Origin of the sequence: Amycolatopsis granulosa (assembly GCF_011758745.1) — a bacterium.
GTDB classification, from domain to species: Bacteria; Actinomycetota; Actinomycetes; order Mycobacteriales; family Pseudonocardiaceae; genus Amycolatopsis_E; species Amycolatopsis_E granulosa.
The window spans coordinates 4,559,132-4,580,027 of sequence record NZ_JAANOV010000001.1; the positions used below are offsets into that span (position 1 = coordinate 4,559,132).

Annotated in this window: 17 protein-coding genes and 1 riboswitch; of the genes, 12 read left to right on the top strand and 5 right to left on the bottom strand. The window is 74.2% G+C overall.

What is annotated here, in order from left to right:
* Window positions 1-32 precede the first annotated feature (32 nt).
* Genes FHX45_RS22400 through FHX45_RS22410 form a run of 3 tightly spaced genes read left to right on the top strand, consistent with a single transcriptional unit; the run spans window position 33 to window position 3,186 of the window.
* Window positions 33-1,079 carry a nitrite/sulfite reductase gene (locus FHX45_RS22400; RefSeq protein ID WP_167105405.1) on the top strand — a complete coding sequence of 349 codons (1,047 nt, stop codon included), beginning with the start codon at window positions 33-35 and terminating at the stop codon, window positions 1,077-1,079.
* The gene (locus FHX45_RS22405; RefSeq protein ID WP_167105408.1) at window positions 1,076-1,699 is read left to right on the top strand and encodes a precorrin-8X methylmutase; all 624 of its coding nucleotides are present in this window, start codon (window positions 1,076-1,078) and stop codon (window positions 1,697-1,699) included. The genes FHX45_RS22400 and FHX45_RS22405 overlap by 4 nt, the downstream gene beginning before the upstream one ends.
* Entirely contained in the window at window positions 1,696-3,186 is a 1,491-nt protein-coding gene (locus FHX45_RS22410; RefSeq protein WP_167105411.1) for a precorrin-2 C(20)-methyltransferase, read from the top strand. Before FHX45_RS22405 ends, FHX45_RS22410 begins: the two co-directional genes overlap by 4 nt.
* 42 nt (window positions 3,187-3,228) lie before the next feature.
* Here FHX45_RS22410 and FHX45_RS22415 read toward each other — a convergent pair whose 3' ends face one another.
* Window positions 3,229-6,435, bottom strand: coding sequence for an arabinosyltransferase domain-containing protein (locus FHX45_RS22415; protein ID WP_208407433.1), 3,207 nt, complete (start codon window positions 6,433-6,435; stop codon window positions 3,229-3,231).
* Window positions 6,436-6,689: 254 nt separating this feature from the next.
* On the bottom strand, window positions 6,690-7,439 hold the full coding sequence (locus FHX45_RS22420) for a cobalt-precorrin-6A reductase (RefSeq protein ID WP_208406049.1): 750 nt from the start codon (window positions 7,437-7,439) through the stop codon (window positions 6,690-6,692).
* Between the two features lie 11 nt (window positions 7,440-7,450).
* Here FHX45_RS22420 and FHX45_RS22425 point away from each other — a divergent pair, with 11 nt between their 5' ends.
* Window positions 7,451-8,500, top strand: coding sequence for a cobalt-precorrin-5B (C(1))-methyltransferase (locus FHX45_RS22425; protein WP_167105414.1), 1,050 nt, complete (start codon window positions 7,451-7,453; stop codon window positions 8,498-8,500).
* On the opposite strand, the gene cobM is transcribed toward FHX45_RS22425, so the two are convergent.
* Together cobM and cbiE are read right to left on the bottom strand one after the other, a co-directional pair.
* Window positions 8,487-9,248, bottom strand: coding sequence for a precorrin-4 C(11)-methyltransferase (gene cobM / locus FHX45_RS22430; protein ID WP_167109330.1), 762 nt, complete (start codon window positions 9,246-9,248; stop codon window positions 8,487-8,489). The two genes, FHX45_RS22425 and cobM, sit on opposite strands and share 14 nt — an antisense overlap.
* A complete protein-coding gene (cbiE, locus tag FHX45_RS22435; RefSeq protein ID WP_341771572.1) occupies window positions 9,245-10,420 on the bottom strand; it encodes a precorrin-6y C5,15-methyltransferase (decarboxylating) subunit CbiE in 1,176 nt (391 codons plus the stop codon). Before cbiE ends, cobM begins: the two co-directional genes overlap by 4 nt.
* Before the next feature lie 41 nt (window positions 10,421-10,461).
* Window positions 10,462-10,521: riboswitch (cobalamin riboswitch) on the top strand.
* An 81-nt stretch (window positions 10,522-10,602) separates the two neighbouring features.
* On the opposite strand from cbiE, the gene FHX45_RS22440 reads away from it, so the two are divergent.
* The 8 genes from FHX45_RS22440 to FHX45_RS22475 all read left to right on the top strand — a co-directional run bounded on the left by FHX45_RS22440 (window position 10,603) and on the right by FHX45_RS22475 (window position 20,102).
* Complete coding sequence (locus tag FHX45_RS22440; protein WP_167105417.1) at window positions 10,603-12,570, top strand: putative cobaltochelatase; 1,968 nt, start codon at window positions 10,603-10,605, stop codon at window positions 12,568-12,570.
* Window positions 12,570-13,184 carry a cob(I)yrinic acid a,c-diamide adenosyltransferase gene (cobO, locus tag FHX45_RS22445; protein ID WP_167105420.1) on the top strand — a complete coding sequence of 205 codons (615 nt, stop codon included), beginning with the start codon at window positions 12,570-12,572 and terminating at the stop codon, window positions 13,182-13,184. Before FHX45_RS22440 ends, cobO begins: the two co-directional genes overlap by 1 nt.
* Window positions 13,185-13,188: 4 nt before the next feature.
* On the top strand, window positions 13,189-14,535 hold the full coding sequence (locus FHX45_RS22450; protein WP_167105423.1) for a cobyrinic acid a,c-diamide synthase CobB: 1,347 nt from the start codon (window positions 13,189-13,191) through the stop codon (window positions 14,533-14,535).
* Complete coding sequence (gene cobC / locus FHX45_RS22455; RefSeq protein ID WP_167105426.1) at window positions 14,528-15,547, top strand: Rv2231c family histidinol phosphate aminotransferase CobC; 1,020 nt, start codon at window positions 14,528-14,530, stop codon at window positions 15,545-15,547. Before FHX45_RS22450 ends, cobC begins: the two co-directional genes overlap by 8 nt.
* Before the next feature lie 51 nt (window positions 15,548-15,598).
* The gene (locus FHX45_RS22460; RefSeq protein WP_167105429.1) at window positions 15,599-16,264 is read left to right on the top strand and encodes a cyclic nucleotide-binding domain-containing protein; all 666 of its coding nucleotides are present in this window, start codon (window positions 15,599-15,601) and stop codon (window positions 16,262-16,264) included.
* Between the two features lie 108 nt (window positions 16,265-16,372).
* A complete protein-coding gene (locus FHX45_RS22465; RefSeq protein WP_167105432.1) occupies window positions 16,373-17,209 on the top strand; it encodes a hypothetical protein in 837 nt (278 codons plus the stop codon).
* Window positions 17,206-19,119 carry a hypothetical protein gene (locus FHX45_RS22470; RefSeq protein ID WP_167105435.1) on the top strand — a complete coding sequence of 638 codons (1,914 nt, stop codon included), beginning with the start codon at window positions 17,206-17,208 and terminating at the stop codon, window positions 19,117-19,119. The genes FHX45_RS22465 and FHX45_RS22470 overlap by 4 nt, the downstream gene beginning before the upstream one ends.
* A complete protein-coding gene (locus tag FHX45_RS22475) occupies window positions 19,116-20,102 on the top strand; it encodes a hypothetical protein (RefSeq protein ID WP_167105438.1) in 987 nt (328 codons plus the stop codon). Before FHX45_RS22470 ends, FHX45_RS22475 begins: the two co-directional genes overlap by 4 nt.
* A gap of 37 nt (window positions 20,103-20,139) precedes the next feature.
* On the opposite strand, the gene FHX45_RS22480 is transcribed toward FHX45_RS22475, so the two are convergent.
* A complete protein-coding gene (locus FHX45_RS22480) occupies window positions 20,140-20,895 on the bottom strand; it encodes an adenosylcobinamide-GDP ribazoletransferase (RefSeq protein ID WP_243869193.1) in 756 nt (251 codons plus the stop codon).
* Between the last annotated feature and the right edge of the window lies 1 nt (window position 20,896).

Sequence of the window (20,896 nt, forward strand, 5' to 3'; positions counted from 1 at the left end):
TTCGGGCCCGGCCCGCCGTTTACAGTGAGCGCATGGCCCCTCCCGCACGCGTCCGCCCCGATGCGTGCCCGGGTGTCTTCGCCACCCACGACGCCGCCGACGGCGCGCTCGCCCGGATCCGGCTGCCCGGCGGACGCGTCAGCGCGCACCAGGCCGAGGCGCTGGCCGCCTGCGCGGAAGACCTCGGCGACGGCAGCGTGCACCTGACCTCACGCGGCAACATCCAGCTGCGCGGCCTGTCCAGGGACACCGGCGAGCTGGCCGCGCGGCTGAGCGCGGCCGGCCTGCTGCCCGCGCCCGCGCACGAGCGGGTGCGCAACTACCTGGCCTCCCCGCTGAGCGGACTGACCGGCGGGCTGGTCGACGTGCGCGAGACCGTGCTCGAACTGGACCGGGCGGTGTGCGCGCGGCCCGGGCTGGCCGCGTTGCCGGGCCGGTTCCTGTTCGCCCTCGACGACGGCCGCGGTGACGTGTCCGGCGAGGACGCCGACGTGTGCTGGCGGGCGCTGGACTCGTCGTCCGGTGCGGTGCTGCTCGCCGGCCGCGACACCGGGGAACGGGTGCCGCTCGCCGGGGCGGTCGGCGCGCTCCTGCGGAAGGCGGCGTGGTTCCTGCGGGTCCGCGGCAGCGCGTGGCGGGTGCGGGAGCTCGACCTGCCCGCGGGTGAGCGGCTGCCGTCGTCCCCGGGCGTGCCGATCGGCGTGTTCACCCGCGCCGACGGGCGCACCGGTGTGTGCGGCGCGCCCGTGCTGGGGCAGCTCGCGGCCGCGGACCTGCGCGCGCTGGGGGAGATCGTGGTGACGCCGTGGCGATCGGTCGTCGTGCCGCTCGGCACGGACGCGCCCGGGCTGGTGACCGATCCGGCCGCGCCGGGACTGGGGATCAGCGCGTGCATCGGACGGCCCGGCTGCGCCAAGTCCCGCGCCGACGTGCGGGCGGACGCGCGGGCGCTGATGCCCCGCGTCGCCGCCGGGGTGCGGATGCACTTCAGCGGATGCGAACGGCGCTGCGGCCGGCCGCACGAGCCGCACGTGGACATGCTCGCGGGCAGCGAGGGATACCGGAAGGGAACAGCGTGATCGACTACATCCGCGACGGGGCGGAGATCTACCGCCACTCGTTCGCCACGATCCGCGAGGAGGCCGACCTCGCGATCCTGCCGGAGGACCTGGAGCCGGTCGCGGTCCGCATGATCCACTCGTGCGGCATGGTCGACCTCGTCGACGACCTCGCCTACTCGCTCGACGTCGTCGAGTCGGCCCGGGCCGCGCTGCGCGACGGCGCGCCGGTGTTCTGCGACGCCCAGATGATCGCCAGCGGCGTGACCCGCCGCCGCCTGCCCGCGGCCAACGAGATCGTGTGCACGCTGTCGGACGAGCGGGTGCCCGCGCTGGCCGAGCGGATGGGCACGACCCGCTCCGCGGCGGCGCTGGAGCTGTGGCGGGACGAGCTGGCCGGCTCGGTGGTGGCGATCGGCAACGCGCCGACCGCGTTGTTCCGGCTGCTGGAGATGCTCGACGAGGGCGCCGGGGTGCCGGCCGCGATCATCGGGGTGCCGGTCGGGTTCGTCGGCGCCGCCGAGTCCAAGGACGAGCTGGTCAAGCGGGCACCCGCGCCGTACCTGGTGGTGCGCGGGCGGCGCGGCGGCAGCGCGCTGGCCGTGTCGGCGGTCAACGCTCTCGCGAGCGAGGCCGAATGAACACGGGCAAGCTGTGGGGTGTCGGGCTCGGCCCGGGTGACCCGGAGCTGGTGACGGTCAAGGCGGCGCGGCTGATCGGCGAGGCCGGCGTGATCGCCTACCACTGTGCGCGGCACGGCCGCAGCATCGCGCGGTCGGTGGCCGAACCGTACCTGCGCGAAGGGCAGATCGAGGAACGCCTGATGTACCCGGTCACCACCGAGGGCACCGACCACCCGGGCGGGTACGAGGGCGCCATCGCCGAGTTCTACGAGCTCAGCGCGAAACGGCTCGCCGAGCACCTGGACGCCGGGCGGGACGTGGTGCTGCTGTGCGAGGGCGACCCGTTCTTCTTCGGCTCCTACATGTACATGCACGAACGGCTCGCCGACCGGTACGAGGCCGAGGCGGTGCCCGGCGTGACCTCGGTTTCGGCCGCGTCGGCGGTGCTCGGCAAACCCCTGGTGCAGCGGGACGAGGTGCTGACGGTGCTGCCCGGCACGCTGCCCGCGCCGGAACTGGCGCGGCGGCTGGCGGACACGCAGGCCGCGGCGGTGATGAAGCTGGGCCGTACGTTCGGCTCCGTGCGCGAGGCGCTGGCCGAGTCGGGACGGCTGGACGAGGCGTACTACGTCGAGCGGGCCACCTGGGCCGGCCAGCGGGTCGAACCGTTCGCCGACGTCGACCCGTCGTCGGTGCCCTACTTCTCGCTGGCGCTGGTCCCGAGCCCGGCCGCCGCGTCCCGCACGGTTCCGGCGGCCGGGACCCCGTCGGCCGCCGCGGGGGGCGGCGAGGTGGTGGTCGTCGGGCTGGGGCCGGCCGGGCCGGAGTGGCTGACCCCCGAGGCGTCGGAGGCGCTGGCCGCGGCCGAGCACATCGTCGGGTACGGCCCGTACGTGGCGAAGGTGCCGCAGCGGGCCGGGCAGGTGCGGCACGCGTCGGGCAACCGGGTCGAGGCGGACCGGGCGCGGCACGCACTGGAGCTGGCCGCCGCCGGAGCCCGCGTGGCGGTGGTGTCCTCCGGTGATCCCGGTGTGTTCGCGATGGCCTCGGCGGTGCTGGAACAGGCGGCCGAGCTGGCCGAACCGGTGCCGGTGCGGGTCCTTCCCGGCGTGACGGCCGCTTCCGCCGCGGCGGCCCGGGCCGGGGCGCCGCTGGGCCACGACTACTGCGTCCTGTCGCTGTCCGACCGGCTCAAGCCGTGGGAGGTCATCGAGCGGCGGCTGGACGCGGCCGGGGCCGCGGACCTCGTGGTGGCCATGTACAACCCGGCGTCGAAGACCCGCACCGGGCAGCTGGCGCGAGCCCGGGAGGTGCTGCTGCGGCACCGCCCCGGGTCCACACCGGTCGTGGTGGCGCGTGACGTCGGCGGTGCCGCGGAATCGGTCACCGTGACCACACTGGCCGAGTTCGATCCCGGCACCGTCGACATGCGGTGCCTGGTGATCGTCGGGTCCTCGCGCACGCGGGTGACCCACGGGCAGGTGTGGACGCCCCGGTCGTACTGACCGCCGGGCGGGCGCCCGCCGTGGCGGCGGTAGCCCGCCCGGTCACCGGGTCGGGGTGGAACCGGTCGGCTGGTGCGGGCCGGGGCCGAGGCTCTGCCAGCCCCACAACGCCTGCGTCCCGTGCTCGACCTGCGGGGCGACCCCGTCGGTGTACGGCTCGATCTGCAGCAGGCTGCCCCAGGACCGGCCGGACGTGTCGCCCTTGAGGTAGCTCGGCACCTCCAGCTCGTTGGCCAGCTCCTCGATCCACCCGTTCGGCCCGCCACCGTAGCTGTCCGCCACCCCGGCCTCCGCCGGCTGGAGACCCGTGGTGATCCGGTACGCCGGGATCTGCGAGATGCCGTCGCGTGAGGGGACCGGGTTCATGCACGGGTAGACGAACGCCACCGGCCAGTCCATGTACACCGGGGCGCTGCCGACCCGCTGGGTCAGCGTGGTGTACGTGGGCTCGCGCGGCGCGCTCACCGCGACCCAGCCGTCGGTGGTGATGTCGTCGTCCTTGGCCACCACGCGCACGCGGTTCAGGTCCGGCGGCAGCCCGCCGATGTCCACCCGCAGGTCCGCCCACCTGGGGTCGCCGCTCGTGGCGCCGGTGCCCGAGTACGGGGCCAGCACGGCGGTCGACCGGGCCACCTCCACCCCGGCCGGGGTGTCCTTGCCGAACTCCAGCGCGACACTCGTCGCCTTGCCGGAGGGCGCCGACACCGCGATCGCCAGCTGCGCGCCGGCGTGCTCAGACGGCAGCGCGTACCAGTCCGTGCGCAACCGCCCGGTGGCCGAGCTCTCGTTGTAGCTGCTCCACATCGGCACGGTCGCCGTGGTGAAACCGTGCGGCGGCCGGTTCAGCGGGTCGGCGTCGCCGGTGCGTTCGGCGTGGAAACCCGACGAGGTCTTCTCGTTGCCGGAGTCCTCCGGCTGGGGCAGTGCGTTGTTCTGCTCCGGCTGCGCCGCCGGCACGGTCCGCGAGCCCACCGGTTTGAGCATGCTCGACACCGGGTCCTGCTCGACCATCACGTAGTCGGACAGGTTGCAGCTCTTGCCGAGCAGGTGGTCCACGTTCGCCGCGGCGAGGGTGTAGCTGCCGGTGGACAGCTGCTTCTGGATCGACTTCGCCATGCTGGCGACCTCGAACACCACGACCGCGCCGCACACCACGACCAGCGACGCCGCACCGAGCCGCAGGGCGCGACCGCGGCGTTCCTGCACCGGCGGCGGTGAGCCCGGCCGCTGCATGCGCACGTTCTCGACGAACGCGAAGACCGCCGCGACCGCCGCGGCCACCAGCAGCCCGGTGGACAGGTGCCAGCCCTTGATCGCCGGCGCCCTGTCCCACCACGGCACGCCCAGGCTGGACACGAAGAAGTAGTCGTTCGGGCCGGTCGCCGCGAGCGCGGCCATCGCCAGCAGCCCCGCGGTGAACGCCGCCCGGTTGCGCCGCGACCGCAGCACGGTCGAACTCGTCGCCAGCGCGGTCAGCGCCGCCATCGCCGCACCCACGCCGGCGAAGGCACCGAAGTGGTGCGTCCACTTCGTCGGGGTCAGCGCGAGCAGCAGGAAGAACAACGCCACCGTGCCGATCAGCCGGCGCGCCGGGCCGAGCGCCGCGCCCTGGATGCGGCCGCGGCGCAGCAACACCACCAGGCAGGTACCGGTGCACAGGATCAGCAGCAGCACGGGGAACCGGCGCGTCATGGCGCCGTCCGCGGTGTTTTCGAACAGCAGCTCGTACCGCGCGAGCTCCTCGTACCAGGCCTTGTTCGGGCCCACCAGACCGCGCAGCCGGGTCGCCTCCATCACCGTGGCGAAGCTCTGGTCGGCGAACACGACGATCAGCACGATGAACCCGGCCGCGGCGATCGGCGCGAGCACCGCCAGCCAGCCGGACTCGCGGGCGCGGCTGCGCAGCAGGTGGAACAACGGTTTCGCGGCGACCAGGAACGGGGCCACCGCGATCAGCGCGGTCGGGGTCGCCGCCAGTGCGAGCGCGGCGCCGATCAGGCCCAGGCACAGCGGCAGCAGGCGCCGCGTGACCAGCGCCCGCTCCACCGCGCACAGCGCGACCAGCGAGCCGAACGCGGCCCACGGCTCGGGCCGGACACCGTTGTTGAACGGCAGCCACCACACCAGGAACACCACGGCCGCGGCCCAGCCCGCCGCCGGGCTGATCCGGACCTCCTTGCCCAGCCGCGGCAGCACCTCACGGCTGATCAGCAGCCAGCTCAGCACACTCAGCAGGAACGACGGCAACCGGATCCATGGCGGCACGGTGGAGACCATGGCCATCAGCTCGTAGATGTGGTCGTTCCACCCGAACGGGGCCTCGGCGACGCCGAACCACCGGTGGTAGTTGGTGAGGTAGCCGACCTGGCCGGCGACCCGTGCCATGGTCAGGATGTACCCGTCGTCCGCGGTCACCGGCCCGATGAACACCCACGCCCCGAGCACGCCGAACACCAGGACGTCCCGTTTGGTGAGCTTCCACCAGCCGATCGGCGCCCAGCGCGGCGCCCGCCGCGCGCTGCCGGAGTCCAGCCGGTTGACCGCGATCAGGCAGCCGATCAGCGACAGCACGCCGAACACGCCGATGCCGACCTTCAGCCCGGTCGGCGAGGACTGGTAGCGGGTGTCCGGCGTGATGCCGACGGACAGGCCGGCGATCGGGTCCCGCGCGGAGGAGATGTCGGTGTAGATGCCCAGCACCCGTGGCCGCACATCGCCGCCCGAGTCGTAGACCGGGGTGCCGGCCACCGTCAGCGTGGTGTGCGTCGCGCTCGAGCGCAGGCGGACGTCGCAGCCGGCTTCCGGCAGCGGCTGGCGCGCGACCTGCTGCCCGCGGCTGGTGGCGCTGAGCACGTTGTCGTCCACGGTCAGCTGCATGCCGACGCCGTCGCCCACGCGGGCCTGCGGCACGGTGGAGAACAGCAGCGCCGGACCCGCGGTGCGGGCGTCGACCGACTTGATCGTCGCGCACGGCAGGTCGACCTGCATGTCCTGCGCCCAGTAGCCGACGAGCGGGGCGTTGACCGGGCGGGTGTCGCTGCCGGCCGGCCACACGATCTTCGCCGTGTCCTGGACGATCGGCAGCAACGGGAAGGCGATCGCGCAGGCGGCGGCGAACAGGCCGAGCACGATGGCGAGCAGCCGCCACAAGAACGTGTGCGGCCGCGCCGGTGAGGTGCGCTCCGCCGTGCCCGGCTGGTCCGGGCCGGTCACCTCATCCGGTGCGGCAGTAGGTGTCCTGCTGGCCATCCACATTGGGAGAACGTTATCGCGGCGCATCGTCGTGCTCGCTTCGGGCCGGGCGTGTGCCGGACCGTTCCCGGTGCACCGCGGCCGGGGTAACGATCAGGTCGCGCGGGAAGTCCTCGCGGCCGGAGCTCACCCCAGCCGACGCCGGACAGGCCCGCGAGGTCGCGGAGACGCGGTGCCCGTCCGGGTGCCGTGCACGAGCACGAATTCCCACGGCCGGGTGAGACCCACGCTCGGCGTGGAAGTGACGCTGGTCACGTTCCTAGAACCGCCGACACCCAGTCCAGCGCGGCAGCCACGTCGGCGACGGTCGGCGCGGGCGGCCGCGGCGGGCGCCGCACGACCACCACCGGTACCCCCTCCTGCCGGGCCGCGACCAGCTTCGCGGTGGTCATCGCGCCGCCGCTGTCCTTGGTGACCAGCACGTCGATGCGGTGCTCACGCAACAGCGCGGTCTCACTCTCGACCGTGTAGGGGCCGCGGTCGAGCAGGACCTCCAGCCGCGGCGGCAGCGGCGGCTCCGGCGGGTCGACGCAGCGGGCCAGGAAGTGCGGCCGGGTGCAGCGGGCGAAGGCCGACAGGCCCTGGCGGCCGCTGGTGAGGAAGATCCGGTCGCCGAGCCGCTCGACGAGGGTGGCGGCCTCCTCGAGCGTGTCCACCCAGTGCCAGGTGTCGCCAGGGCCCTGCCGCCAGCCGGGGCGTTGCAGCCGCAGCAGCGGGACCCGCGCCCGTGCCGCCGCGGTCACGGCGGACGCGCCGATGCGCTCGGCGAACGGGTGCGTGGCGTCCACCACCGCGGCGGTGCCGTGCTCGGCCAGCCAGCGCGCGAGACCGTCCGGGCCGCCGAAACCGCCGACGCGCACCGCGCCGGCGGGCAGGCGCGGGTTGGCGACCCGTCCGGCGAGCGACGAGGTGACCGCGACGCCGCGGGCTACCAGCCCCGCGGCCAGCGCGCGGGCCTCACCGGTGCCGCCGAGCACGAGTACTTGCGTCACGCCAGCCATACTGCCTCCTGATGAGGTACGGGTGGACCACCGGAGCGTGTGCGACCGCGGCCACCACGGCCGCGTACACCGCCCTGCTCACCGGTGAGTTCCCGGACCCGGTCGAGGTCCGGCTGCCGCAGGGGCGGCGCCCGGCGTTCGCGCTGGCCACCGAGCGGCTGGACGTGGAGTCGGCCACCGCCGGGGTGATCAAGGATGCGGGCGACGACCCGGACGTGACCCACGGCGCGCTGATCCTGTCGACGGTGAGCCGTGGCGCGCCGGGGAGCGGGGTGAGTTTCCGGGCGGGTGCGGGGGTCGGCACCGTGACGCTGCCGGGACTGCCGCTGGCGGTGGGGGAGCCGGCGATCAACCCGGTGCCGCGCCGGCTGATGACCGAGGCGGTGCGGCGGGTCGCCGCGGCGCACGGCGACCCCGGGGACGTGGTGGTCGAGATCTCCGTGCCCGGGGGCGAGGAGCTGGCACGGCGGACGTGGAACCCGCGGCTGGGCATCGTCGGCGGGCTGTCGATCCTCGGCACCACCGGGGTGGTGGTGCCGTACTCGTGCTCGGCGTGGATCGACAGCATCCGGCGCGGTGTGGACGTGGCGCGGGCGCTCGGGCACCAGCACCTGGCGGGCGCGACCGGCAGCACCTCGGAGCGGGTGGTGGCCCAGCGGTACGGCCTGCCCGAAACGGCGCTGCTCGACATGGGCGACTTCGCCGGCGCGGTGCTGAAGTACGTGAAGCGGCACCCGGTGCCACGGCTGACGATCGCGGGCGGGTTCGCGAAGATGTCCAAGCTCGCGGCCGGGCACCTGGACCTGCACTCGAACCGGTCGCAGGTCGACCTGGGGCTGCTGGCGGGGCTCGCGCCGGAGCCGCTGGCCGGGCGGATCCGGGCGGCGAACACGGCCTTGCACGCGTTGCAGCTGTCCCAGGCGGAGGGTTTCCCGATCGGTGACCTCGTCGCCGACCGGGCCCGGGAGTTCGCCGCCTCGGTGCTGGCCCCGGCGCCGGTGGCGGTGGACGTCCTGGTGATCGACCGCGCCGGGACGGTGGTCGGGGTCAGCGGGGCCTGATCTTCTCCGCGCGGTCCCGCGCCGCCGAGTACAGGTAGCTGTCCGGGAAGCCACTCGCCGCCAGGACCCGGCCGACGAAGATCACCGCCGCCGTCTCGATCCCCGCCGCGCGCACTTCCGGCGCGATGCCCGCCAGCGTGCCGCGCAGGATGCGCTGCCCGGGCTGGCTGGCGCGGTGCACCACGGCCACCGGGCAGTCGCCGCCGTAGTGCGGCAGCAGCTCCGCCACGACCTGCTCGATGCGGTTGATCGCCAGGTGCACCGCCAGCGTCGTGCCGCTCGCGGCGAACGTGGCCAGCGTTTCGCCCGGTGGCATGGCGGTCGAGCGCGCCTGGACACGCGTGATGACCAGGCTCTGCCCGATCGCCGGCACCGTCAGCTCCCGCCCCAGCTCGGCAGCCGCCGCGGCGAACGCGGGCACCCCCGGCACCACCTCGTACCGCACGCCGGCCGCGTCCAGCCGGCGCATCTGCTCGGCGACCGCGCTGTAGATCGACGGGTCGCCGGAACACAGCCGCGCCACGTCGTGCCCGGCCCGGTCGGCCGCGACCAGCTCGCCGGCGATCTGGTCCAGCGACAGGCCCGCCGTGTCGATCCGGCGGGCCTCGGCCGGGCAGTGCGCGAGCAGGTCGGGCGGGGTCAGGCTGCCGGGGTAGAGGCAGACGCCGCAGCGCGCCAGCAGATCGCGCCCGCGCACGGTGATCAGGTCCGCCGCGCCGGGGCCGGCGCCGATGAAGAACACGGTCATTTCACGAAACTCCATTGCGTGACGGTCCGGGCCGGCGTCCAGCCGGTGAATCCTCCGAGCGGCGCGGCGTGCTCGACCGCGATGCGCACGAGCTCCCCGCCGTGCTCCCGGTAGGCGCGGGCCAGTGCCTGCTCCGATTCGAGCGTCACCGCGTGCGCGACCAGCCGCCCGCCCGGCCGCAGCGCCTCGCGGCAGGCGTCCAGCGACGCGAGCCCGCCACCGACGAACACCGCGTCCGGGGTGGGCAGGTCCGTCAGCACCCCGGGCGCCGCACCGGTCACCACCCGCAACTCGGGCACCCCCAGCCGGTCCGCGTTGCGCCGGATCCGCCCAGCGCGTGACTCGTCGCGCTCCACCGCGATCGCGCGGTTGGCCGGGTGCGCCCGGGACCACTCGATCCCGACGCTCCCCGCGCCCGCGCCCACGTCCCACAGCAGCTCACCGGCCACCGGTGCCAGCCGGGCCAGTGCGGACGCCCGAAGGTCCCGCTTGGTGATCTGCCCGTCGTGTTCGAAGGCGTCGTCCGGCAGGCCGGGCAGCGTCGGCAGCGCCGGTCCCGCGCACTCGATCGCGACGACGTTCAGCGCGTCCCCCGGCGGATGCGGCCAGTCCCGCGCCCGGCCGTCGGCGCGCCGCTCGGCCGGACCGCCGAGCTGTTCCAGGACCGTGAGCTTGCTCTCGCCGAAGCCGCGCTCGGTCAGCACCGAAGCCAGCTGCGCGGGCGTCTCGCCGCCGGAGCCGAGCACCACCAGCCGCGCGCCCGGCGCGAGCGCCCGGCTCACCCGGTGCACGCTGCGCCCGACGACGCTGATCACCTCGGTCTCCTCCGCGGACCAGCCCATGCGCGCCCGCGCCAGGGCCACCGACGACACCGCGGGCACGATCCGCACCTGCTCCGCGCCGAACCGCCTGACCAGCGTCGTCCCTATCCCGGACAGCAGCGGGTCACCGCTGGCGAGCACGCAGATCCGGCGCCCGCGGTGGGCGGCGAACAGACCGTCCAGCGCGGGCAGCAGCGGGCTCGGCCAGGGCACCTTCTCGACGTCCGCCGGCACGAGGCCGAGCTGGCGGCGCCCGCCGAAGAGCACCTCGGCGGCCCGGATCTCCGCGCGCGCGGACTCGGCCAGCCCGGCCCACCCGTCGGCCGGGACACCCACAACGACGATCCTCACGGGGCTGACGGTATGCGATGATCCGGGGGACGGTCGCGCGAGGAACCCGGTGTGAATCCGGGGCGGTCCCGCCACTGTGACCGGCCCGCGGGCCGGGAGCCAGAGCTTCGGCGGCCGTTACGTGCCCGGCACGTGCCCTGTTCAGGCGGGCGAGGACACCCGCGCGTGGCGAAGGAGTTCGCTTGAGGCCGTATCCGTTCACCGCTGTCGTCGGGATGCCGGACCTCCGGCTCGGACTGGTGCTGTCGGCGATTTCCCCGGCCATCGGTGGCGTCCTGGTGCGGGGCGAGAAGGGCACCGCGAAGTCGACCATGGTGCGCGCGCTGGCCGGCCTGCTGCCCGAGGTCGACGTCGTCGAGGGTTGCCGCTTCTCCTGCGACCCCGTGGCACCGGACCCGGACTGCCCGGACGCGCCGCACGAGGTGCGCGCGCTCCGCCGCCCGGCCCGGCTGGTCGAACTCCCGGTCGGGGCGGCCGAGGACCGCGTGATCGGCTCGCTCAACCTGGAACGCGCCCTCACCGAGGGCATCACCGACTTCCAGCCCGGGCTGCTCGCCGCCGCGCACCGCGGCCTGCTCTACGTCGACGAGGTCAACCTGCTGCACGACCACCTCGTCGACACGCTGCTCGACGCCGCGGCGATGGGCCGCGCGACCGTCGAACGCGAGGGCGTGTCGGTGTCGCACGCGGCGCGGTTCGTGCTGATCGGCACGATGAACCCGGAGGAGGGCGAGCTGCGGCCGCAGCTGCTCGACCGGTTCGGCCTCACCGTCGAGGTCGCCGCGAGCCGCGACCCGGAGCAGCGCGCCGAGGTGATCCGCCGCCGGCTGGCCTACGAGGCCGACCCGGATTCCTTCGCCGCCGGCTACGCGGACTCCGACGCCCAGCTCGCGGCCGAGATCGCCGCGGCGCAGAAGCTGCTGCCGGCGGTCGAGCTGACCGGCGACGCGGTGCGGCGGATCGCCGAGGTGTGTGCCGCGTTCGAGGTGGACGGGATGCGCGCGGACATCGTCACCGCACGCACCGCCGTCGCGCACGCGGCGTGGAGCGGGCGCACCGAGGTGACGAGCGAGGACATCCGTGTCGCCGCGCGGCTGGCGCTGCCGCACCGGCGGCGCCGCAACCCGTTCGACGCGCCCGGCATCGACGAGGAGCAGCTGGAGCAGGCGCTGCGGGACACCGAGCCGCCGGAGGACCCGGGTCCACCGGATGACGACGGTCCCGGCTCGGGCGCCCCGCCCGCGAACGGTGAAGACGGTGCCGGGAACGGTGAAGACGGTGACCGGAGCGGCGAACGCGGTACCGCGAACGGTGAACACGGTGGGGGGCAGCAGCAGTCCGTCGGTGCCGGGAAGCCCTACCGGGCCAGGATGTTCAGCGTCGCCGGGGTGGGGGCCGGCGCGCACGGGAGGCGGTCCCGCGCGCTGACCGATGCCGGGCGCACCATCGGTGTCCGGCCGCCGGGAACCCGGCAGGGACGGCCGCACCTGATCGCGACCGTGCGGGCGGCGGCGCCGCACCAGCGGTCGCGCGGCCGGGACGGGGCCGGACTGGTGCTGCGGCCCGGCGATCTCCGGTTCGCGCTGCGCGAGGGCCGCGAGGGCAACCTGGTGCTGTTCTGTGTGGACGCATCCGGCTCGATGGGGGCGCGGGCGCGGATGCGCGAGGTCAAGGCCGCAGTACTGTCCCTGCTGCTGGACGCCTACCAGCGGCGGGACAAGGTGGGGCTGGTGACGTTCCGCGCCGGTGCCGCGGAGCTGGCGCTGCCGCCGACGATCAGCGTCGAGGCGGCCGCCGCGCGGCTCGAAGGGCTGCCGGCCGGCGGCCGGACTCCGCTCGCCGAGGGGCTGCTCGAGGCCGCGCGGGTGCTGCGCGTCGAGGCCGTCCGCGATCCGCGCCGCCGTCCGCTGCTGGTCGTGGTCACCGACGGCCGGGCGACCAGCGGCGCGGACGCCGTGGCGCGTGCGCACGCCGCCGCGGAGGTGCTGGCCGCGGCCGGGGTGGCGTCGGTGGTGATGGACTGCGAAACCGGCCGCATGCGCCTGGGGCTGGCCGCGGAACTGGCCGCCCACCTCGGCGGCGAGCACGTGCCACTGGGCGAGGTCGCCGCGGACGCACTGGCCACCGAGGTCCGACGGAGGGCTGCCTGATGCCACAGGGAAAACCGCTGGTGGTGCCGGACGACGGGCTCACCACACGGCAGCGCCGCAACCGGCCGCTGCTCGCCGTCCACACCGGTGCGATGAAGGGCAAGTCGACCGCCGCGTTCGGCATGGCGCTGCGTGCCTGGAACCAGGGCTGGTCGATCGGCGTGTTCCAGTTCGTCAAGTCGGCGAAGTGGAAGGTGGGCGAGGAGAACGCGTTCCGCGCGCTCGGCGCCCTGCACGAGAGCACCGGCCAGGGCGGGCCGGTCGAGTGGCACAAGATGGGCGAGGGCTGGAGCTGGTCGCGCAAACAGGGCTCCGACGAGGACCACGCCGCCAACGCGCGGGAGGGCTGGGCGGAGATCGAACGGCGCCTGGCAGCCGAACGGCACGACTTCTACGTCCTGGACGAGTTCACCTACCCGCTGCACTGGGGCTGGATCGGCACCGCGGAGGTCGTTGCCGCGCTCGAGAACCGGCCGGGCCGCCAGCACGTGGTGATCACCGGCCGCAACGCGCCGGCGGAGCTGATCGAGGCAGCCGACCTCGTCGTGGAGATGACCAAGGTGAAGCATCCGATGGACACCGGGCAAAAGGGCCAGCGCGGGATCGAATGGTGACGGCGTGGTAGCGCGCCTGATCATCGCCGCGCCCGCCTCGGGGCACGGCAAGACGACGATCGCCACCGGGCTCATGGCCGCGCTGCGCGCCCGGGGGCTGGCGGTCTCCGGGCACAAGGTCGGGCCGGACTTCATCGATCCCGGCTACCACGCCCTCGCCACCGGGCGGCCGCCGCGCAACCTCGACCCGTTCCTGCAAGGGGAGGACCGGCTGGTCCCGCTGCTGCGGCATGGTGCCGCGGGTGCGGACATCGCGGTGATCGAGGGCGTGATGGGCCTGTTCGACGGGCAGCTCGGCACCGCGGGGTACGCCTCGACCGCGCACGTCGCGCGGCTGCTGGCCGCGCCGGTGGTGCTGGTGGTGGACGCGAGTGCGGCGAGCCGGAGCGTCGCGGCGACGGTGCTCGGGTTCGCGCGCTACGAACCCGGGGTGGAGATCGCCGGCGTGATCCTCAACAAGCTGGGCTCGCCGCGGCACGAGGAGGAGATCCGCGCGGCGCTGGTGCGGACCGGCATCCCGGTGCTCGGCGCGTTGCGGCGCAACGACGGCATCCACGCCCCGAGCCGGCACCTCGGGCTGGTACCGGCGGCCGAGCGGGACGCCGAGTCGCGGGAGCTGCTGCCGAAGCTGGCGGCGTGGGTGGCCGACGGGGTGGACCTGGCGGCGGTCGTGCGGGTGGCCCGGTCGGCTCCCGCGCTGACCGCTCCCGTGTGGGAGCCGGCGGGGTCGCACTCGGGGCCGTACTCGGGGCCGCGGCGGGTCGTCGCCGCGGCCGCGGGACCGGCGTTCACGTTCCGCTACACCGAGACGGCCGAGCTGCTCGCGGCGTCCGGAGTGGACGTGGTCGACCTGGACCCGTTGCGCGACAAGGCATTGCCGGAGGGCTGCGCCGGGTTGTACTTCGGCGGCGGGTTCCCCGAGGTGCATGTCTCGGACCTCTCGGCGAACGCGCCGCTGCGCGCGGAACTGGCCGCGGCGATCCGGCGCGGCATGCCGGTGGTGGCCGAATGCGCCGGACTGCTGTACCTGTGCCGGGAGCTGGACGGGCTGCCGATGGTGGGGGCGCTGGACGCGTCGGCGGCGATGACGCGGCGCGGCGCGCTCGGCTACCGCACCGCGGTCGCGCCCGCGCCGAACCTGCTGGCCGAGCCCGGGCACCAGGTCACCGGGCACGAATTCCACCGGACGGAGGTAAGGCCGCGGGCCGGTGCTCCGGCGGCGTGGACCTGGGACGGGGCCCCGGACGGGTTCGCGTCGCGCACGCTGCACGCGTCCTACCTGCACGTGCACTGGGCCGGGCATCCCGTGCTGGCGCGGCGGTTCGCGGCGGCGGTGCACGCGCATGGCTGACTACGACCTGCACCACCACGGGGATCGGGAGGTGGGCGACGGGCTGGCCGACCTGGCGGTGAACGTCCGGTTGCCCGCGCCGCCGCCCTGGTTGCGCGCGGAACTGGTGGCGGCGCTGGACGAGCTGGCCGCGTACCCCTCGGCCGAGGCAGCGAGGGAGGCGGTCGCCGCCCGTCACGGCCGCGACGCGTCGGACGTCCTGGTGACCGCGGGCGCGGCCGAGGCGTTCACCTTGCTGGCCACGGCGTTGCGGCCGCGGCACGCGGTGGTGGTGCACCCGCAGTTCACCGAGCCGGAAGCGGCGTTGCGTGCGGCCGGGCACGAGGTGGAGCGGGTGGCGCTGTCCGCCGCGGACGGTTTCGTGCTGCGACCGGTGCCCGCGGACGCGGATCTGGTGTTCGTCGGCAACCCCACCAACCCGACTTCGGTGCTGCACCCGGCCGCCGCGCTGCGCGCGCTGGCCCGGCCGGGGCGGATCCTGGTGGTCGACGAGGCGTTCCTGGACGCGGTGCCCGGTGAGCCGGAAAGCCTGGCGGGGGAACGGTTGCCGGGCGTCGTGGTGATCCGGAGCCTGACGAAGACCTGGGGGATCGCCGGGCTGCGCGCGGGATACGTGCTGGCCGAGCCGCCGGTGGTGGCGGCGTTGCGGGCCGTGCAACCGCCGTGGTCGGTGTCCACGCTCGCCGCGCGCGCCGTGGTCGCGTGCTCCCGGCCCCCGGCGCTCGACGAGGCGGACAAGCTGGCCGTGCGCGCCGAGCAGGACCGCGAGTACCTGGTGGCCGGGCTGCGCGCGCTGGGCGTCGAGGTCGCCGGTGAGCCGCGAGGCCCGTTCGTGCTGGTGCGGATCCCCGGCGCGGCGGCGTTGCGCCTGCGGTTGCGGGAGGCCGGCTACGCCGTCCGGAGAGGCGACACGTTCCCCGGCCTGGACGGCGACTGGCTGCGCATCGCGGTCCGCGACCATGCCGTGACGGACGGCTTCCTCGCGGCCCTGGAGTCTCGGCTGAACGGGTGAACTCCCGGCATTCCCCGGTGGGGGCGGCAGGTGAGGCAGTAGTCACGACCCGTGATCTTGTCCAACGTTCTACGTGGGTTCCGGGCTCTGATCGGCGAACACCTGTGGGACGCGCTCGTCTCCCAGGGCGCAACGCGCAGCTTCCGGGCCGGATCCTTCCTGTTGCGCCAGGGTGACCCCGGTGGTTCGGTGCTGGTGCTCCTGCGTGGCCGGGTGAAGGTCACCGGCCACGACCAGCAGGGCGCGGAACTGCTCGTCTCGTTGCGGGCCGCCGGCGATCTGGTCGGAGAGATCGCGGGTGTCCCGCAGATGACGCGGACGGCAAGCGTGCAGGCGATCGACCACTGCACCGCGCAGGTGCTCACCGCCGAGAAGTTCCGCGAGTTCCTCAAGCGGAACCGGATCGACGGGCACTTCACCGACTACCTCCTCGGGAAGTTGTCCGAGACCGTGCCCTACCAGATGCAACTCGTGCACTTCAGCTCACGACGGCGGCTCGCCCGGCTCATGCTGGAGCTGGTCGCGCTCGCCGACCCGGGGCATCCGGACCGCATGCGCGTGCCGTTTTCGCAGGAGAGCCTCGCCCGTGCGCTGGGGTTGTCGCGCAGCACGGTCGCCGAGCAGATCGCGGTGCTGCGCGAGCTGGGAGCACTCACCGCCGGACGGCGGCTCGTGGTGGCAGACCTCGACAAGCTGGCCGGCAGCGCCGGCTTGTGACGATAGTCACCCGCGAGTTTGTCCGGTGCCGGACAATTCCGCGGACGCGGTTCGGTGATCGTCGTGATCGCGCCGCACACCCCGGATGCGGGCGGAAAGGTGATCACGATGACCAAGCACGACCACGTCGAAGCTCTGCCGCCGTATCGAGCGCTGCTCGTGGTGGACATCCGGCACTTCAGCGGACGGCGCGGCCGGTTCCACGCGGAGCTGACCGAGTCGGTTCCGCAGATCCTGGCGCAGGCGTTCCAGCGAGCCGGGCTGGACCGGCTGTGGGGGGAGCACAAGTTCGGTGCGACGACCGGTGACGGCTACGTCGCGGGGTTCCCGGCCGAGGAGCTGCCGTTCCTGCTCAATCCGTTCCTGCCCGCGCTGCAGGAGGAATTGGAATACCGCAACACCGTGGGCTGGCGTCCGGCCGGCGACGAGCCGTTGCGGATGCGGGTCAGCGTCAACGTAGGCCCCATGACGGATTCCGGCGGGAAAGCGCTCTCCGATGGCAGCGGTGCGTCCCGGGTGGAGAACCACCGCCTGCTCGACTCGGATCCGGTACGGGACCTGCTCACCCGCTCGGGGAAACCGACCTGTGTGGCCGCGATCGTGTCCGAGCGGGCGTTCGCCGACGCGGTCGTCACCGGCTACACCGCCGAGGACGAAGACCTGTACGTGCGGGTGCCCGTGGACCAGAAGACCTACCACGGCACGGCCTACCTGCGCGTGCCCAAACCCTCGGGGGATCTGCTGAACCGGGGCTTCCGGACCGAGGTGGATGTTGCCGGCGAGCAGGCCACTCAGCGCCCTGCGCCGGTCAACTCGACCGTGATCCACCAGGCGAGCGGCCCCGTGCACACCGGCTCCGGCAGCAATTACCACGCGGAAGCCCAGAACATCGTCGGCCACAACAGCGGCGGCATCCACCAGTCCTTCGGCGGGCGTGATCGATGACGGCGCCGGTGAACCAGACCGAGATCGCGGACGTGCACGGCTCGGTGCACAGCGGCAGCGGTGACCAGATCGACAACTCCACCCATTACTACCAGTTCCTCCGCTTGGTGCGAGACGATCCGGCGCCTGCGGTGCGCCGGCCCATCACCGCCGGCGACCTGCGCTGGCTGCAGCTCAGGTTCGAGCCGCCACCCGGGTTCGACAAGGCGGAGCGGGTGGTGCTGAGCGGGGTCGTCGTCCTCAGCGGCACGACGGGCTCGGGACGGGAGACCGCCGCGCGGATGCTGCTGTGCCCGGAGGGGCACGAGGACAACGAGATCCAGGAGATCGAGATCGAGGCGGGGGCCGGTGCGGCCCTGGGAGACGTCGAAGCCGGGGATCGCCTCCTGGTCAACCTCTCCGAGCTGGACCGGTGGACTTTCCACGGCTACCACCAAGAGTTGCGTTCTCTCGCGGCTGCGGTGGAGCAGAGCGGGGCGCGGCTGGCCGTCGTTATCAGCCGGGAGCAGGAGGCGTGGCTCACCGACGAACTGCGGCGGCGCGTCGTGCCGCTGGGGCGGCCGGGTGCTGTTTCCGTGGTGCTCACCCATCTCGCCGCCGCTGGGATCGACCTGCACCCCGAGGGCGTCGATCGGGCGGCCGAGGAAGTGCTCGAGGCGGCTGCGATGAGCGAGCTGGCGCGGGTGGCGTACCTGGTCGTCGCGGAGAGCGACAACAGGCACGGCGCGGCGGCGGACCGGCTGGCCGCGGCGGTCGAGGCGATCCGGGGCTATCCCGGAGAACTGGGGCACCTGCTGGACCGGCATCGGGACGGCCGGCAGCGCGCTCTGCTGTTCTCCGCCACCGCGTTCGCCGGCGCACGGCTTGACACCGTGGCTGTGGCCGAGCGGACGCTGCTCGGGCTGATCGGCTTTCCGCAACCCGAGCAGCACTGGCTTGAACACGACGGTGTCGTGGGACGGCTCGGGCGTCTGGGCGCCGAGGTGACGGATCGGCGGGTGGGGTTCGGGCGCATCGGTTATGCGGACGCGGTTTTCGGCAGGCTGTGGGACGAGTACGCCGGTCTGCACGAGGACCTCGAACGCTGGATCGCGGACACGGTGGTGACGCCGCCTCTGGCGGGCGACGAGCGGCGTCTGGCGGGCGACCGGCTCGGTGACCAGTTGCTGCGCAGCCGCGACGGGCGGTCGGTCGTGCGGGTCGCGCGGAGCTGGGCCACACAGCCCCGCAGCGAGGTCCGGTTGCTCGCGTACCGGTTGCTGGCCCGCGCGGTGGTCGATCAGCACGTCGGGCGGGCGGTGCGGAGGCAGCTGTACGAATGGGCGGAGGATCCCTCGCTGTCGGCGCGACTCGCCCACGTGATCCTCGCTGTGTGCGAGCGGGTGCTGACGCACACCCACCCGGACGTCGCGATCGTGCGGTTGCGCCTGCTGACCCTGCATTCCGCACCGGCGGTCAGCGCCGCCGCCCGCGACGTCCTGATCCGCCTGGCCGACGACGCCCGGTTGTCGCGGCGGATCCTCGTCGCACTCGCGCGGACGAACAGGATCGATCACGAGCTCTTCGCGGTGCTCGCGGCACCGCACCGGGTCGATCACCACCCGTGGAACCGGGTGCGGCTGATCGAGTGCTGGCGGGCAGCCCTGAACGACCGTGCTGTGGAGCAGTGGTCACCGCTGGTCCAGGCGTGGCTCGCGGAGGCCGGGACGCGGGCGGATTTCCTGGACGTCCTGGCTGCCGCGGCCGGTGACGACGAGGCCCGAGCGGCGCGGCTGTTCGTGGTGGCCCGGGACTGGGCGCGCCGGGCCGACGGCGGGGCGGCCGTGTTCGCCGCCCTGCGGGATCGGATCGACCGGCAACAGGGCGTGGCCGAGTGGTGGGACGACGAAAGAACGGAGCTCTCGCGATGAACAATCGGATGGTGGTCTCGGCAGGACTGGGAGTGGCGGCACTGCTGATCGTGTCCGCGCTGCTGGGCGGCTGGGTCGCACTCGTTGTGGTGATCGTGGTGCTCGGCCTCGGCGGCGTCGCGCTCGCCGCGGCGTACTCGCGGCCGCGGATCGCCCCGCCCGCACCGGCGCCGGCGGTGATGAGCGCCGAGTACGAGATCAGTGCGGAGCCGCTGCAAACGGCCGACCCGGACTACCGCGCCTTCTTCTCGGCGCAGGTGCACTGCCAGATCACGGCCGGTCCGGGGGCAGGGGATGCCGGGAGCTGGGCCGTTCGGAGCATCCGTGATCGCGCCGCCGGGATCGTGGCTCGCTACCAGCCGGAAGATCTGGCACAGGCCCAGCGCGACGTCGCGGCCGCAATGGGGCAGGCGTTGGGGGACAGCGCGTCCCGCTGGGCCTGGGCCACGCAGGTGACGCTGGCCCTGTCGGACGACGACCGCGAGCTCGTGCAGCGTCGCATCGAGTTGCGGAAGAAGGTCCGGCAATGGGAGGACGAAATCGCATTGGAGAAGGCTCTGCGTGCCTATCTCCGGGACGACGCGCTCGCGACCCCCAGCAACGCCCTGATCTGGTGGCTGGCACAGCACAAGGACCGGGTCGAGGACGCGGTGCGGATGCGCGGTACGTTCGCGCTGCTCTCGTCCGCGGTGCACGAGTCCGCGGTCTCCCCGTACTTCGCCGGCCTCGCGGCGGAGGCGGAACCGTCGGGCGAACCGCGGCCGGCCGAGGCTGTCCGGGACGACCGGCCCAGTTCGCCCGCCGATCTTGCCGACCGGTTCGTGCGGGCGCTTCACCCCGCCGCGGAGGAGGAGCCGGAGCGCGAGCTGCTGCGGGACCGGCTGGCGTCCTTGATGGTCCGGGCCGGGCGGCCGGACCTCGCCGGTTCGCTGCGTGACCTGGGGGAGGGCGACGTGCCCGACAATGTCACCGCGTTGCGGTGAGCCGCGGGGAGGCCGGTTGGGCGGCCGGACCTCCCCGCTACGGCGCGAGCGCCAGCCAGCTCGCCGCGGCGGCGAACTCCACGCAGGCGCCGAGGACGTCCCCGGTGATGCCGCCCAGCCGCGCGGTGCACCGCCACACCACCACACCCGCGGCGAGGAAGGCCGCGGCGACCGCGACCGGGCCGCGCCACCACGGTAGGCCGGGGGCGAGCGTGGTCAGCCCGGCCGCGACGCCGCAGGTCAGGACCGTCCACGGGAGACGGACGCTGCCGGCCACGGTCGCGCCCAGACCCTCCGGCCGGGCCGGGGGCACACCGCGGGTACAGCACAGCGCCAGCACCCACCGGCTGAGCAGCGTGCCCACGACGGCGGCGGTGACCCCGCGACCGGCGCCGATCGCGCCCGCCAGGGATCCACATTGGACGATCAGCACGAGCACGAGCGTGGCGACGCCGGTGGGGCCCGAATCGCCCCGGCGCATGATGTCCAGGGCCCGGGTGCGGTCGAACGAGGCGCCGAGGCCGTCCGCGGTGTCGGCGAGGCCGTCGAGGTGCAGGCCGCGGCTGGCCAGGCCCACCGCGCCGACGGTGAGCCCGGCCACGGCGATGGCCGGTAACCGCAGGGCGTCCCCGCCGAGGACCACCACCCCGGCGAGCACCGCGAGCGGAACCGCCGCCAGCGGGGCCAGCAGCATCGCTCCGGCGGCGACCCGGCGGTCGATGACGCGCGGAGCCGGGGTCGGGAGAGCGGTGAGGGTGCCCACGGCCATCCGCAGTGCGTCGCCGGTCAGCATG

Coding starts and splice junctions, on each gene's coding strand:
- FHX45_RS22400 (WP_167105405.1), top strand. CDS start 33: ATGGCCCCTCCCGCACGCGTCCGCCCCGATGCGTGCCCGGGTGTCTTC.
- FHX45_RS22410 (WP_167105411.1), top strand. CDS start 1,696: ATGAACACGGGCAAGCTGTGGGGTGTCGGGCTCGGCCCGGGTGACCCG.
- FHX45_RS22415 (WP_208407433.1), bottom strand. CDS start 6,435: ATGGCCAGCAGGACACCTACTGCCGCACCGGATGAGGTGACCGGCCCG.
- FHX45_RS22420 (WP_208406049.1), bottom strand. CDS start 7,439: ATGGCTGGCGTGACGCAAGTACTCGTGCTCGGCGGCACCGGTGAGGCC.
- FHX45_RS22425 (WP_167105414.1), top strand. CDS start 7,451: ATGAGGTACGGGTGGACCACCGGAGCGTGTGCGACCGCGGCCACCACG.
- cobM (WP_167109330.1), bottom strand. CDS start 9,248: ATGACCGTGTTCTTCATCGGCGCCGGCCCCGGCGCGGCGGACCTGATC.
- cobO (WP_167105420.1), top strand. CDS start 12,570: ATGCCACAGGGAAAACCGCTGGTGGTGCCGGACGACGGGCTCACCACA.
- cobC (WP_167105426.1), top strand. CDS start 14,528: ATGGCTGACTACGACCTGCACCACCACGGGGATCGGGAGGTGGGCGAC.
- FHX45_RS22465 (WP_167105432.1), top strand. CDS start 16,373: ATGACCAAGCACGACCACGTCGAAGCTCTGCCGCCGTATCGAGCGCTG.
- FHX45_RS22470 (WP_167105435.1), top strand. CDS start 17,206: ATGACGGCGCCGGTGAACCAGACCGAGATCGCGGACGTGCACGGCTCG.
- FHX45_RS22475 (WP_167105438.1), top strand. CDS start 19,116: ATGAACAATCGGATGGTGGTCTCGGCAGGACTGGGAGTGGCGGCACTG.
- FHX45_RS22480 (WP_243869193.1), bottom strand. CDS start 20,895: ATGCTGACCGGCGACGCACTGCGGATGGCCGTGGGCACCCTCACCGCT.